10 protein-coding genes are annotated in these 15,588 nt (G+C 44.1%); 5 read left to right on the forward strand and 5 right to left on the reverse strand.

What is annotated here, in order from left to right:
• Nucleotides 1-161 precede the first annotated feature (161 nt).
• From ACFFGT_RS01645 to fbp, 5 genes are all read right to left on the reverse strand, one after another.
• Nucleotides 162-2,303 carry a glycoside hydrolase family 43 protein gene (locus ACFFGT_RS01645; protein ID WP_377020750.1) on the reverse strand — a complete coding sequence of 714 codons (2,142 nt, stop codon included), beginning with the start codon at nt 2,301-2,303 and terminating at the stop codon, nt 162-164.
• A 37-nt stretch (nt 2,304-2,340) separates the two neighbouring features.
• Entirely contained in the window at nt 2,341-4,323 is a 1,983-nt protein-coding gene (locus ACFFGT_RS01650; protein WP_377020751.1) for an alpha-L-arabinofuranosidase family protein, read from the reverse strand.
• A gap of 14 nt (nt 4,324-4,337) precedes the next feature.
• The gene (locus tag ACFFGT_RS01655) at nt 4,338-5,297 is read right to left on the reverse strand and encodes a family 43 glycosylhydrolase (protein WP_377020752.1); all 960 of its coding nucleotides are present in this window, start codon (nt 5,295-5,297) and stop codon (nt 4,338-4,340) included.
• A 351-nt stretch (nt 5,298-5,648) separates the two neighbouring features.
• Nucleotides 5,649-8,114, reverse strand: a complete 2,466-nt coding sequence (locus ACFFGT_RS01660) for a TonB-dependent receptor (RefSeq protein ID WP_377020753.1) — start codon at nt 8,112-8,114, stop codon at nt 5,649-5,651.
• Nucleotides 8,115-8,253: 139 nt separating this feature from the next.
• The gene (gene fbp, locus ACFFGT_RS01665) at nt 8,254-9,297 is read right to left on the reverse strand and encodes a class 1 fructose-bisphosphatase (RefSeq protein WP_377020754.1); all 1,044 of its coding nucleotides are present in this window, start codon (nt 9,295-9,297) and stop codon (nt 8,254-8,256) included.
• Between the two features lie 408 nt (nt 9,298-9,705).
• On the opposite strand from fbp, the gene ACFFGT_RS01670 reads away from it, so the two are divergent.
• The 5 genes from ACFFGT_RS01670 to ACFFGT_RS01690 are packed head-to-tail and all read left to right on the forward strand — an operon-like array spanning nt 9,706 to nt 15,584.
• A complete protein-coding gene (locus ACFFGT_RS01670) occupies nt 9,706-10,872 on the forward strand; it encodes an iron-containing alcohol dehydrogenase (protein WP_377020755.1) in 1,167 nt (388 codons plus the stop codon).
• Between the two features lie 9 nt (nt 10,873-10,881).
• Nucleotides 10,882-11,814: a dihydrodipicolinate synthase family protein gene (locus tag ACFFGT_RS01675; protein WP_377020756.1), complete on the forward strand. Its 933-nt coding sequence runs from the start codon at nt 10,882-10,884 to the stop codon at nt 11,812-11,814.
• Nucleotides 11,811-12,851 carry a 4-hydroxythreonine-4-phosphate dehydrogenase PdxA gene (gene pdxA, locus ACFFGT_RS01680; RefSeq protein WP_377020757.1) on the forward strand — a complete coding sequence of 347 codons (1,041 nt, stop codon included), beginning with the start codon at nt 11,811-11,813 and terminating at the stop codon, nt 12,849-12,851. The genes ACFFGT_RS01675 and pdxA overlap by 4 nt, the downstream gene beginning before the upstream one ends.
• Before the next feature lie 4 nt (nt 12,852-12,855).
• On the forward strand, nt 12,856-14,022 hold the full coding sequence (locus ACFFGT_RS01685) for a four-carbon acid sugar kinase family protein (protein WP_377020758.1): 1,167 nt from the start codon (nt 12,856-12,858) through the stop codon (nt 14,020-14,022).
• A complete protein-coding gene (locus tag ACFFGT_RS01690) occupies nt 14,019-15,584 on the forward strand; it encodes a sodium:solute symporter family protein (protein WP_377020759.1) in 1,566 nt (521 codons plus the stop codon). The genes ACFFGT_RS01685 and ACFFGT_RS01690 overlap by 4 nt, the downstream gene beginning before the upstream one ends.
• The last annotated feature ends 4 nt before the right edge of the window (nt 15,585-15,588 follow it).

A 15,588-nucleotide genomic window follows, 5' to 3' on the forward strand; every position in this document is an offset into this window, starting at 1 on the left:
CCAAAACAACAGCTAATTCATAAAATTACGAATATCCAATATACCAAAACCCATTATTCTTTGCACTTTTTGACATTTTATAAAAACAACCGACCCGGATATGATCATACCCGGGCCGGTTAAATATCAGTTTCAAACCGATACCAAATAGCAGCTATCAATTACTTTTTCATATGCACCGGTTTTATACCTTCATGCGTAGGCGTAACCTGTTTAATCAACCCCTTATCATCAAACTCCATTTTATCAATACATACCTCACGGTTATATCCTGCGGCATCACCCATAGTAATCCCTTTAGGGTAATTGAACCGGTGATAAACAAGATACCATTCATCGGTACCCGGGATCTGGATCACCGAGTTATGCCCTGTACCGTAAATACCTTTAGCTGCATCTTTGGCTATAACTATGTTGTGTTCAGGGATCTCAATTGGGCCGTAAGGCGATTTGGCTGTACCGTAATGCACGCTGTAATCAGGGCTCCGGGTATCATTTTCCGACCACATGAAGTAATATGTGCCCTTGCGGTAAAACACGTAGGTACCTTCGTTATAGTGCGCATATGGGGTGAGGATTTTGGTGGTTCCCGGTTTTAAGGAAATCATATCATCATTTAATTCGGCTACGGCCATATAACCATTTCCCCAGTATAAATAGTTTTTACCCGTTTGCGGATCGGCAAAAACATCTGCATCAATCTGCTGTCCGCCTTTAACACCTTCCGGCAGTTGAGCCAGCAAGGGCTTGCCCGAATCGGTAAAAGGTCCTGCAGGGTCATTTGCCGTGGCAACCCCTATTTTCTGTGCGGCGGCAAAATAGTAGAAGTATTTATACTCGCTACCTATCTTTTTTTCGATGATGCAGGGTGCCCAGGCATTCTTTTTTGCCCAGCTCACATCTTTGGGCAAATCAAGGATCTTGCCCTCATCTTTCCAGTTAACCATATCATCCGAAGAAAAAGCCTTGAAATAATTGCCCGACCAGCCATCAAAACCATCGCTGGTTGGGTAGAGATAAAACTTGCCCGCTTTTTCGGCATACAATATTTCCGGATCGGCATAATATCCTGCTATAGCCGGATTATGGGTTTCCTGAGCGGTAACCTCAAAAACCTGTGGCTTTTTACCTGCGATAGATACGGAATATTTAACTGCTCCTTTTGTAAAATCCTGCGGCTTTGCCGGACTGATGGTTATGCCAGGAAACAGCGTAAACAACGGATCAAATGATTTTAAATTGGTACCTGGATTTACAGGCAGGTAAACCTTATGAGCAGCCGAATCCAAAACTATATTAATGCTTTTAAGCTGCTTGTTAACAGGCGAGAGCATTACATCTTCGGGCGTTTCCCATTTTGCTGTTAAGGCTGCCGCTTCCTTTGCGGTAATTGGCATTACTGTACCATGGCGGGGATGAAAGTTCATGGATACCTCGTCGTCAATCAGTTTAAAATTTTCAAGATCGGTTGTTTTGGTAAACTGGTATTTGCCTTGGGTATACATGTCATACATCAAAATGTAACCACTGCCGTTGTTTAATTTAAAAGTGCCTGCCCCTTCTACCGGGTCTTTGGTTTGTTGCACATATTTATCGCGCAATACATATCCCGATGTTAGTTTATCCGATACAGCTATTTTTATTCCCGCTCCTGATCCCTCCGTTTTGAAAAACAGGTAATACTTATTGTCTTTATACACAATATCACCATCGATACAGGCACCACCATCCGGCTTATAAAAAAGCTGTTTAGGTTCGGTTTCTAAACCTGTAAAATCATTATTGGCGTAGGCGTAATAAATCTTATCGGCTTCCTGGCCAAATCTCATCGACCAGTAGATCATATACTTTTTTTCCTGCGGATCATAAATCGTCTGCGGCGCCCATACCCTGTTAACCCCGGCAAAGTTTGCAAAGGTTTTGGTGATATCAATTGATTTGGATGTCCAGTGCACCAGGTCGGTTGATTTTAGCAGCACCATGGCATAATCCGGCCCCCAGCCGTATTTTTCGGTGTTCATATCAGTTGCCACCATGTAAAAAGTTTTACCATCAGCAGCACGCATAATGTGCGGATCGCGAACACCGCCCGTAGCGCTGATATCAGCCGAATTTAAAACAGGGTGATTGTTATTCAAGGCGCGGAAATGATATCCATCGTTACTCAAAGCAAAACGGATAGCTTCGCCGCCTTTGTTACCTGTAAAATAAGTGAAGAGGTAGGCACTGAATTTTTGCTGCGGCTGCGCTATCAGCACCGTATAAAAACTGATTAAAGCGCCCAGTAAAACTATTTTTTTCATGTATTATTGGTTTGATTTTTTCTAATGTTCAGGATAATTATTTGCGCTTTTCCGCATTTGCACCACTAATTCTGACTACGGTCAATGAATAGGCTGGTACAGTGAAAGCCCACTTTTTTTTCAATTTTATTACTGAAGATTGAGGGAGAACAGCTTGCGGGGTGTCGGAAGAATTTTTTGCCCCGGGATCTCCGGAAATCACAATAAGTGTTGCAGATTTAGGTAGTTTATTAATTTTTGACAGATCGGCCTCTCCCGAAAGGGTAGCATTGCCTGCGTTGGCAATTTTAAGGATAACATCACCTGTTGCAGAATCACGTACGCTTGAGGTGCCTGCGGTGGTATCAATTACTGTCTTCTCGCCTTTCAGCTTTATTATACCAGGCAAATACTCATTGCCTGAATTAGCGGCAAACTGCTGCTGAACATAATAGTTCACCGTTGGGAAAACCTTAGTGCCATTAAAATATATGAGATTGGGGTTCCAGGAAGTGTGGCCTATCCTGGCAATAAGCGGGGCATACGATGCCATCCTTACAACATCGCCGTTGCTTTCTAAACTGGTCATATACACAGCTTCTGCCAGGGCGTTGAATAAAGTATTGCCCCACGAAGCATATTCGCCAATGTATACTTTTGATCTTAGCCTGTTGTATGAATCATAACGCGCGGTATTTTTTAAAAACCACTGTGGTTTTTCATAATAATGTTCATCAACAATACCAACCGAAAGCTGATCGGCAAGTTTCCATCCCTTATCAAAATCTTCCCCATTCGGGCTTGGCCCAACAGTTCCTATGATCTTAATTTCGGGATGGGCCTTGTGCACAGCATCATAGATCATCCGGAAACGTTCTTCAAATATACCGGTGATCTTATCTTCATTACCTATGCCAAGGTATTCCAAATTGAAAGGTGCAGGATGCCCTGCAGCAGCACGTTTTGTCCCCCATATAGAAGTGGCCGGTCCGTTGGCATATTCAATGAGATCAAGAACATCCTGTACATAAGCGCTCATTTCTTCCATCGGGATGCCCTTTTGCCCGGTGCCGCCTATCCTCCAGGTGCCGCCTGAATTTTGACAGCTCACGCCTGCCGCAAGTACGGGCACCGGCTTTGCGCCTATATCCTCACAAAACTGAAAATATTCAAAATATCCCAAACCTACCGACTGATGATAATTCCAGATGTTACGCTGCTCAACCCTTTGCTCAACCGGGCCAATGGTATTTTTCCAGCGGTAAATATTGGCAATGCCATCGCCATGGGTAAGGCAGCCACCCGGGAAACGCATAAACTTTGGTTTTATATCAGCTATAACCTGCGCCAAATCTGCCCGTAATCCATTTTTATGATTTTTAAACGTTTCCTCAGGAAACAAAGACACCATATCAATCCCGACTTTCCCTTTTGCCTTGATCAACAACACCAATTTGGCGCTGTCATTGTCAAAATTCACGTGAATCTGCTCGGTATATTTTTTCCAGCCTTTATTGGATGTTGTAAACGAGGAAGAGCCTAATTCTTTACCTTTCCGGTCAACAAGAGCCACTTTTACCGGCAAAGATTGGCCCGACATCACATTCAAAAAAACCGAAAAACTATAATTTTTACCCGCCTTGACAGGCATACCATCAAACCCTGAATTTTCAAGCCCTACTCCTTTTTGCCCTTCATCCTGAATATCAAGTAAAATATAATGCGGATTATTGGGATGAACCGGAGCAGCAGTTTCAACCGAAATGGTACCATAACCAAAACCATCGGTCTCATATTTCCAAGCAGTCATCGAATTCCAGTCGCGGTTATCTGCCGGGCTATATTCAAATGAACGGTTTTGAATAAGTTCGGCATAAAGCCCACCATCAGCCGCGTAACTTAAATCCTCAAAAAAGATCCCAAAAAGATCAGGACTAATCTCTTTTGGTTTTGCAACGTCGGTTTTTTGCTGAGCAGAAGCCCTAAAGCCGGCAAATGCCAACATTAACAACAGCGCTATGCAGCCTATTTTTCTCATCATAACAGGTTATAAGGTTAATTGAACTTTTGTACTCCTTTGGTGCTCACCTTTTTGATATTCCCATTTAAATCGAAATTCAAACTATCCAGGCAAAGCTGCCGTAATACAAAAGATTCCTTTTGAGGAAAAATGCGGTGATATAAAATATAGTACTGCCCCTTTTCAATAAAAGTGGTATGGTGACCTGGGCCTATCACGGTACTATCGGCAGATGTGCTCAATATAACCCGATGCTCATCTTCCTGAAAAGGGCCGAGCGGACTGTTCCCTTTTGCATAACCCACCTGGTAGCTGGCATCAATGGCTTTACCTTCCGAAAACATGAGGTAATAGGTTTGATTACGTTTTATCACATGTGCACCTTCAAAAAAATGTGGCGTGGTAATATCTTTTGGAGCGCCCTCAAACCAAACCATATCGTCCTTCAGCTTTACAACCATACAATGCCCGTTAATCCATTTATAACCGGAACCCCAATAAAGGTAAATGCTGCCATCAGTGTCAATAAAACAGTCCGGATCGATATTATGTACCTGGGGATAATCTGTTGATTTCACCATAGGGGTATTATCCTTCTTTAAGTTTTTCCAGGGGCCGAGCGGCGTATCGCTTACACCACCCCAAATCTCACCACCTACGGCTACATACATGTAAAACTTATTGTCTTTTCCTTTTACTACCGATGGTGCCCAAACCATTTCGTCGAGAGAAGTAGGGCTGGTACAGGCCTGCTTTGTGGGCCAGTTAATATGGTGCCGTTTAAACTTGATAAAATCGGTGGTTTCCAGCACGGCTAACTCCCTATCGCCCCAGGGATCAATTGTGGCGTAGATGAAATAACGGCCTTTATCCTTTACTACAGTTGGGTCGGCAAAATAGCCCCCGGTTATTGGATTCGGGATCATTTGTTTTTGTGCCTGCGAAGCCTTGCAAAACAAAATAAGGATGAAAAAGAAGAGTACACGCCTGGTCATAATGGTAAGATAAAAAGGAAATTCAATATTAATTGTTATTTTAACAATTAACGAATTTTACGGCAATTTTATCTCAATTTATTTTGAGGTAATGATAAACAAGCACGCAAAGGCGAAGAGGCGTTAAGTAGAAAAACTTTGCGAGTTCGAAAATTCGAAGGTGAATCGCAATGCGCAGAATCGACTCACCCGGTCCACGCTTCGCTGGACCACCCTCTCTCCGGCTTTGCCGCAAAGAGGGTAAGAAAAATAAAAAAGAAAACCCCTCTTTACGCTTGCGTAGAGAGGGGTGACAAGCGTAGCGATGTCGGGGTGAGTCAATACGCCGGAAAGCGACTTGTTATTCACCCATCAAAAAGGAAAAATCGCCTTAAAACTAACATTCCGGCCAATATTATAAATACCGAGGTGCCCGTTTGGCGATGACCGGTAATATTCAAAATACTTTAAACGGTTCAGGTTTGATTGATAGGCTTTATCAAACAAATTATCCACCTGCAAAAAAAGCTCGCAAATGGTTTTGTCCGATTTGCTTTTGATGGAAGTCCCCGCGCCGAAATTAAACAAAGCATAGCCTGGCGTGGCAGTCTCGGTATTATCCAAAGCATAAAAGCGGTTCTGTGTGGTGTAGGCATCCATTTCGGCCTTGAAGTAAATTTTTGAAAAAGCGCCATAAGCTTTCTGCAAACTCACCTTAAACTCCGACCTGATATGCAGCGGCGGGATAAAAGGTAAATATTTAGCCGCTCCCTTTGATTCATCAATGAGCTGCTGGTTGCCGTTAATACCTGTTACATAGGCCAGACTGTTGTTAAAAGCCAGCCATTTAACATTTTGCGGATGCACATTAAGTGTAAACTCGGCCCCATACAAGCGGGCACTGCTTTGCTGGTATTGGTAGGTACTGTTACCCGGCACAATCACTACCGGGTTGCCATTAGCATCGGTCAGTTTAGCCTGGTAAATGTAATTGTTGATGTGGTTATTAAACAGTTCGGCAATCAGGTCAACATCTTTCAGGTAAGCGATGAAGCCCACATCTTCCTGCAAACTAAATTCGGGGTTAAAGCTGCGGTTACCTAAATATACGATATGCGCGCCGGGATCAAGTCCATTGGAGCCGATTTCGGTAATATTGGGGGCACGGTATCCCCGGGCAATATTAGCCTTAAACAATAAGCGTTCGCTGATATTATAAGTTACCCCCAGGCTGCCTGAAACACCCTGGTAAACATGCTGAAAGGCCGGAAACTGTAAATGCGCACCTGCTGTATCCGGTAATTTTACATGCTGTTCAAATCCGTTTTTGGGGTTGGGCCCTACATAAAAATCATGCCAGCTAATGTGCCGGTTATCATACCTGATGCCGCCCGAGATATCAACTTTCCCAATAGTTTTTTTGGCGAACAGGAAAGTCCCGGCATCAAACAGGTTATAATCCGGGATCGGAAAATCGGTTGCAGCCTTGCTGCGATTGTTTTGGTACATGCCATTTACGCCGAGGGTGCTTTCTATCCCGGCAATGCTTGGTAAATTATATTTCAGATCGTAATTGAGGGTATTAAGCACAACATACAAACCTGGCTGGCTGGCCAGTGTAGGGTGGTTGTATTCCCTGCGGATACTTTGCTGCAAGCCGAGCGAGGCATTGATACTGCTGCCTTCACCCAGTTTAAACTCGTTGTGCGAATAGATCCGATAATGCTGAATGCGCTGGTGCAGCGGGGTTATACTGTATGATCTTAACTCATCATCACTTACAATTGGCCTGTTCCTGATATTATCAGTACTGCTTTCAGCTACCTGTTTGGTAAACTGCCTTGTAAGCGAGTCCCTGCTGCCATCTGGAATTTCCTGCCGGTTATCATATACGGTTGCCGCAATTTGCGAATAGCCCCATTTTTTATCAACCCTGGCCATGCCCGATAAGTTAAACTCACGGAAACCTGTATTATACACATAGCCATCAACACTGTTGTGGTAATCATGTGCTGCTTTTGCAGTTGCCCGGAAGGCGTACCGCCAGTCGTTTTTTTTATAGGATAAACCCAGCGAGGTACCAATCATGCCATTATTGGTGTGATAATCGGCAATATAATCTCCCCGTAAAACATTGTTTTCGCCAACCGGCAGGTATGGGATCATGTTGATCACCCCTGCCAGCGCATCCGAGCCATAGGTTAAACTTGCCGGGCCTTTCACCACTTCGGCACGACCAATACCGTATTGATCTATCTCAATACCATGCTCATCGCCCCATTGCTGCCCTTCCTGGCGCACGCCATCATATAAAGTTAAAACACGGTTGTAGCCTAATCCCCTGATAAAAGGTTTGGAAATATTGGGTCCTGTGGTAACCGCATTAACACCCGGCACCCCTTTTACAATGGCATCAATAATGTTGTTGTTTACATTTTGATCCATTTCCTTCTTCGTCATTACAGCGATAGGTACCGGGTTGCTCCGCAGTTCGGTTTTACGTGAAACCCCGGTTACTGTTACCTCGCTTAATTTAGAGCTGCTTTCCTGCAGATTACCATTCAATAAAGCTACCTCATCCGGCTTTACACTCACATGATAACGCTCGGTAACATACCCTATGTTTGAGAACACAACGATATATGTACCCGCCGGAACATTTTTTAAATGATAATAACCCTTATCGTTTGTAGTGCCGCCGATAGAAGTTCCCGACAATACAACGGTTGCAAAAGAGAGCGGCTCGCTGCCTGCCGTCAACCTCCCTTTAAGGGAACCATGCTGCGCCGAAACAACTATCGGGATCAGTAAAAAGTATAGTAAGTATAATAATTTCATCTTATTCGTTTTAGCACATTATAAATAACATACAAAACAAATAAAAATTATTAGTCTTACCTAATTTTAATAATAAGATTTATAAAATATACTCAATACCAATCCGAATAAAATAGATTACACTGAAGCCGCTTAATAACTAAATAACTTTTTTATGCTGAACTATCGATGGCTGCTGCGGAGAAAAGGCCAGCATAAAATCTTCGGCCCGCTTAACCATATGTTCCGAACCAATAAAAATGGCCGAACGCTGGTGAAGTTCATCAACATCAAGATCAAGGATCCGGTCATAACCTGTAGATGCCGTACCTCCAGCCTGTTCAATTATAAAAGCCATAGGGTTGCATTCGTAAACTAACCTCAATTTTCCGTTCGGGTATTGTGCTGTGGTCGGATACAAAAAGATCCCGCCTTTGATCAGGTTACGGTGAAGATCCGCGATCATTGAACCGGTGTACCTTGAAGTATAAGGGCGATTGGTTGCCGTATCTTCAACCTGGCAGTATTTGATGTATTTTTTTACACCCAAAGGAAAATGGGTATAATACCCTTCATTTATGGAGTAGATATAACCGTCCTTAGGCATTTTAATACCGGGGTGCGACAGGCAAAACTCACCTATCGACGGATCGAGCGTAAAACCGTTAACACCCTTGCCCGTAGTATAAACCAGCATAGTTGATGAACCATAAATTACATAACCTGCCGCCACCTGCTCGGTACCTTTTTGCAGCACATCCGCTAAAGTGGCCTTACCCTCAACAGTTTTACGACGATAGATGGAAAATATCGTACCTACACTCACATTTACATCAATATTTGAAGATCCATCCAACGGATCAATAGCCACAATGTATTTGGCATGTTTTGAAATCTCTGATTCTATCAGGATATGCTCGTCATTTTCTTCTGAAGCCACAACACAGCATTCGCCCCCGCTGCGTAATGCCGAAATAAATTGCTCATTGGCATAAACGTCCATCTTTTTCTGTCGCTCACCGTGCGAGTTCACCGAGTCGGTTTCGCCGATGATATCAATAAGTCCGGCTTTGTTGATCTCACGGTTCACAATTTTTGCAGCAATGCCTATATCCCGCAAAAGCCTTGACAGTTCGCCTTTGGCAAAAGGAAAATCTGCCTGTTTCTCTATAATAAATTGTCCTAACGTTTTTACTGTTTTCATAGGGATGTGTATTTAATTAGTTAACAGAAATATTAAAAAGTACCGGCACCGGGCCAGGTGGTTTATAATTATAATGTGGCGATTTAATCAATGCCGAATAAAAGCCTCAAAGTGACAAAAACTTTAGTCTATCCCCTCATAATCACCTTTTTGCTAAGTTAACGGGCTTTTTGCATCGAACTGTCATGCCCCGTCTCTCTTTATTTCATTGATCATCTACCACCATTACTTCACATAAAAGCCAATTACAGGCAGATAGTATCACAGATGCTTATCATCCGCTGTCCCATTTGATAATATCGTACAATAATTGGATAACGGTTGGATAAAAATGGGAGATGCCATTATCCATCTTTGTTTTATATCAAAACCAATTAATTAAGGCCTGCCATTATAATATATAAGTATATGCCGCAAAATGAACATCCTTATCGCGACATCACTATCCGGTTTCCGGGCCAGGTAACTGTTGGCAAAAACTCGCTTTTGAAGTTAACCGATGAGGTTATTAACAATGGCTACAAATCGGCTTTGATCGTTACTATCAGTCCGCTGTTAGGAAAGCTTGAACCGCTTTTGGCCCAGCTTAAAGAAGCCGGAATTGCTGTTCATGTTGATACCTCCATAGTGCGGGAGCCTTCATTTAAGGATTTTGAAGACCTGCTTGCATCAGTAAAACATACCGGGGCCGATGTTATCATAGGCATTGGCGGCGGCAGCGTACTTGATGTAGCCAAACTAATAGCCGCCCAGATCAATAACGATCAAACCCTGGAGGATATAACTGGCATTGGCCTGCTCAAAAACCGCACTAAAAAGCTTATCTGTGTCCCTACTACGGCTGGTACAGGCAGCGAGGCATCGCCCAATGCTATATTGATAGATGATGCAGACAACCAGAAAAAAGGCATTATCAGCCCCTACCTGGTTCCGGATGTTGTGATCATTGATCCGGCTTTGATGGTCAGTTTACCTGCAGAGGTTACCGCCGCAACCGGTCTCGACGCCTTAACCCATTGCCTTGAAGCCTACACCAATTTATACGCGCATCCATTTATTGACATGTATGCTCTTGAAGGGATCGGGCTTATAGCGGCCAATTTGGTTAAAGCTGTAAACGATGGTACAGATGAGGATGCCCGTACGCAGTTAGCTATTGGCAGTTTAATGGGCGGCTTTTGTTTGGGCCCGGTTAACACGGCCGGTGTGCACGCCCTTTCCTACCCGTTGGGCAGTATGTACCATATTGCCCACGGCCTCTCCAACGCTTTATTGCTTCCTTTTGTAATGGAGTATAACATTCCGGCAGCCCCGGAACGCTATGCCGCCGTTGCCCGTGCATTAGGTTGTAACAGCAGTATCAATGATTTTGAAACGGCTCAGGCCGGAGTAGAAAAGATCCGTCAGTTGATTAAAGACTGCGGCATTCCCGCAAGCTTAAAAGAAATAGATATAGATAAAAACACCATACCGCAAATGGCTGCCGATGCCATGAAAATTACCCGGTTACTTAAAAACAACCCACGACCGATAAACATAGATGATGCGGTTACCATTTACGAGGCTGCTTATTAATACATACTAATGAAACTAAAAAAGAAATATAATGGCCTGGTAGTGCCATCAATTACGCCACTTACACAAGACTATAAACTTGACCATGAAGCGGTTGAAAAAATATTCGATAATATTTTCAACTACGGCGGTGTGCCTTTCATCCTGGGCACTACCGGCGAATCGGCCTCATTGCCAAATGATCTTAAGCTTGATTTTATTAAGCTGGCAACCTCGGTAAGGCAACCCGGCAGGTTACTTTACGCAGGTATTTCATCAAACTGTCTGTCCGATTCAATTGAACTGGCAAAACGCTGTGCCGGTGAAGGGATTGACGTTGCTGTAGCACACCTGCCTGCTTATTTCACATTAACAGAGTATGAGATAAAAACATACTTTGAAACGCTGGCCAATGAAGTACCTATCCCACTGATAGTTTACAACATCCCGGCTACCACCAACGTATCTATAAACCTGAACCTTCTCGATGAATTAAGTTATCATGATAATATAGTTGGAACCAAAGATTCGGAACGGAATCATGACCGCTTAAGAGATTCACTTAAACTTTGGGCTGGCCGGGCCGATTTCAGCCACTTTTTAGGCTGGGGCGCGCAATCTGCACATGCCCTGTTTACCGGCAGCGACGGTTTGGTGCCAAGTACAGGAAACCTGTTCCCCGATATTTATTACAAAATGATAGTAGCGGCCGATAATAACGACGAGCCTGCTGCCCTTCAGCTGCAAAGGCATTCCAACTTAGTTGGGGATATTTACCAGGGCAAACGCTTGCTGGGCGAATCATTAGCAGCATTAAAATCGCTGATGCAAAGCGCAGGATTATGCCGTTCGTACATGATGCCGCCGCTGTTGAAAGTTAGCGATACTGAAGCTGCCGACCTGCAAAAGAAACTGCAAAGTATGCTTAATGTTGAAAACCTTAGCCTGCCGATATACCAATGACAGCCGAAAAACCGATCATAGCGATAACCATGGGCGATCCGGCCAGTATTGGCCCCGAGATAGCCGTTAAGGCCTTACTTACCGAAAGGCTGTTTGAGATTTGCCGCCCGGTGATCATTGGCGATACCGGTGTATTTTTTGATATTGTAAAACGATTGGGCTTAAACGCCACTATCAATTCTATAAAAAACATCCGCAACGCGCGTTTTGTTTTTGGCAAGCCGGATGTGTTTGATCTCCATAATGTAGATATGGAGCAGCTGCGTTTTGGCGAGATCTCGGCCATGGCTGGCAACGCCTCGTTTGAAGCTGTTAAAAAAGCCATTGAACTGGCTATTGATGGCGAAGTTGACGCTACCGTAACCGGGCCTATCAACAAAAAATCCATTAATGAAGCCGGGCACCATTTTGCCGGGCATACCGAAATCTACGCACATTACACCGGCACAAAAAAATATGCCATGCTGCTGGTTGAACATAACATGAAGGTGATCCACGTATCAACCCATGTATCATTAAGGCAGGCCTGCGATTTGGTAAAAAAAGACCGGATAGTTGAAGTAGTTGAACTTTTACAGGATGGCCTCATCTCTCTTGGCGAAAAAAACCTAAAAATCGGCATAGCCGGGCTTAATCCGCATGCAGGTGATTCGGGATTATTTGGTACCGAAGATGATTTGGAGATCCTCCCGGCAGTACAGGAAGCGCTAAAATTAGGCTATGATGTGGAAGGCCCAGTGCCTGCCGATACCTTATTTTCCAAAGCATCAACCGGGTATTACGGTGGCGTAGTAGCTATGTACCATGATCAGGGCCATATTCCTTTTAAACTTACCGGCTTTAAATGGAATGCCGAAAAACAGCAGATGGATAGCGTAAAAGGCGTTAACATTACTATGGGTTTGCCTATTATCCGCACTTCGGTTGACCATGGGACTGCTTTTGAAATTGCAGGTAAAGGCGTTGCCAGCAGCGATGCCATGATACTGGCGATTGAGTCGGCGGTGCAGTTGAGCAAAAACAGGATAAAAGTATAAGGATATGATTGCTGTAATTGCAGATGATTTAACAGGGGCCGCCGAGCTCGCCGGAATTGGTCTCAACCACGGGTTAAGAACCGAGGTGAGCACTACTGTTGATGAACACTGTAATGCCGATATGCTTATCATAGCCACGGATACCCGCTCGCTCCCGGTTGATACAGCGAGGGAGATCATGCATGATCTAACAGTTCAACTTCTGCAATTACACCCCAGGTTTATCTTCAAAAAAATAGATTCCGTTTTGCGGGGACACATTGTTGAAGAACTGCAAAGCCAGCTAACCGCCTCGGGATTAAAAAGGGCGCTCATTATTCCCGGCAACCCCCATCATTCAAAAAAGCTTGTTGGCGATACCTTTCATTACAATGGCGAGCCTATCCACCTCAGTGATTTTGCCAATGATCCTACTTTCCCAGCATTAAGCTCAAATATTATTGAATTACTAAGAGCTGATGGCAAGATCCGGCTTATAAAAAAAGAGGATAACCTGCCATCAACAGGAATAATTATAGGTGCGGCAGATGATGAGCAAGATCTGAAATATTGGATAGAAAAAACAGGCGGCGATACCCTTTTAGCAGGCTCTGCAAATTTGTTCAGCTGCCTGCTTGAACATTTAACACCGCAGCAAACGGTTACAACCTCGGATCCGGAAACCACAGGCAGGCGGTTGTTTGTGTTTGGCAGTACCTTTTACCAGGGCAAGCTAAACCTTAATGACGGGAGGCACAACAATATCCCGGTACACTATGTACCGGCAGCTACCATCTGTGCCGAAACCAGCGGAGATAATGTGCATGCCCTTTTTGCAAGTCATGTAGCATCAAGCATTGTTGCGGGCAACAATGCCATCATTGCCATAAACCCCGATTTTATTAAGGATATTAAAGTAGACCCGGTATTACTGAGCCACAAAATGGCAGCTATTGTAAAACAGGTTATTGAGCATACCTCGCTTCATGAGTTACTGATTGAGGGCGGCGCAACGGCCTGGGCCATACTTGAGCGTTTAAACATCGAAAAATTATATCCCTCAAAACTAATAGCTCCCGGAGTTATTCATATGCGCATAGCAGGCAATAACCAATTATGTTTAACTTTAAAACCAGGCAGCTATCCCTGGCCCGCCCCTGTTTGGGGAACCAATAACTATACCTGTATATGAAACATGAAACCCTGCACCTGGCAGATTATATCATCATAGCCCTGGCACTGGCCATTTCATTAACCATCGGTCTCCGGTTTTCAAAAGGACAAAACTCTACCAAAAAATATTTCGTATCGCGCGGCTCTATCCCGGCCTGGGCAATAGGTATGTCACTAATGGCAACGCTCATCAGCAGTGTAACCTTCCTGGCTTACCCTGGCGAAGGCTTTTCATCCAACTGGATCCTGCTGGTGCAAGGCCTGATGGTACCCATCGTATTGTTATTGATGGTATGGTTCATTGTACCGCTTTACCGCGAAGTAATAGGCGTAAGCACTTACGAATACTTTGAAAAACGCTTTGGCTTGTTTGCCCGCTTTTACAGCTCTATAAGTTTTGTATTAACTCATTTTTCAAAAATGGGCACCGTATTTTTCCTGCTGGCGCTGGCGCTCTCCAACATGACCAATACCAATACATTCGTGATCATCTGGATAATTGGCGTCGTGATCATTGTGATCACCCTCATAGGCGGTATTGAGGCCGTGATCTGGGCCGATGTGGTACAGGGCTTTTTATTGATAGCAGGTGGGATTGCTTCATTTATCATCCTTATTTGCTCCATCAAAGGTGGCTTTCCCGAGCTTTGGCACATCGCCAGCGTAAACCATAAAAACAACTTCGGCCCTTATTCCTGGGATTTTAAAAAACTTACGTTCATCGTGATGGTGATTAACGGCGTTTTTTACGCCATCCAAAAATACGGCACCGATCAAACCATGGTACAGCGTTATTTAACTGCCAAAACAGATAAAGCGGCTATCAGGGCATCGTTAATGGGTGTGGCACTTACCGTACCGCTTTGGGCATTATTTATGTTCATCGGTACTGCCTTGTTTGCTTTCTACCAGCAAAATCCCTTACCAGCCGGTATTAAGGCCGATGCCGTTTTCCCCTACTTTATCATGAGCAAACTGCCTACAGGCGTTGTGGGGTTGATATTGGCAGCGCTGATCTCTGCAGCCATTTCCAGCTTGGGCGCCGATCTTAACTGCCTTTCGGCTATTGGGGTAGAGGATTATTACAAAAAATTCAAACCCAATAAATCAGATAAAGAGTATTTAAAAGCCGGTAGATGGATAGTAGTGCTGGCTGGTTTTGGAGCGATGGGCATAGCCACCCTATACCTGCTTGCAGGTGATGAAGGGGCCTTAGGTATAGTATTTACGCTGTACGCCATATTTTCGGGTGGTATAGCGGGGATTTTTTTACTGGGCTTATTCAGCAGCCGGGCTAACCGGCAAGGCTTGAATATCGGCATCATCGCCTGCATCCTGTTTACCGGGTATGCCTTTTTAACCTCTACCAAAATAGGTTTAGGTGCCGATAAACATATCCTGCTCGATCTGGGTAAATACAACTTCAATCAGCATAAATACATGCTTGGCGTGTACAGCCATTTGGTGGTCATCATAGTCGGCTCCCTGGCCAGCTTGTTTTTCCCTAAACCAGAACTGAATAAAAACCTCCTTTTCAGCGGATGGCTTGAGGCCAAGCGCGCCGGAAGACTTAAGAAATAATTTA

Origin of the sequence: Mucilaginibacter angelicae (assembly GCF_042434235.1) — a bacterium.
In the GTDB taxonomy this organism is placed as follows: Bacteria; Bacteroidota; Bacteroidia; order Sphingobacteriales; family Sphingobacteriaceae; genus Mucilaginibacter; species Mucilaginibacter angelicae.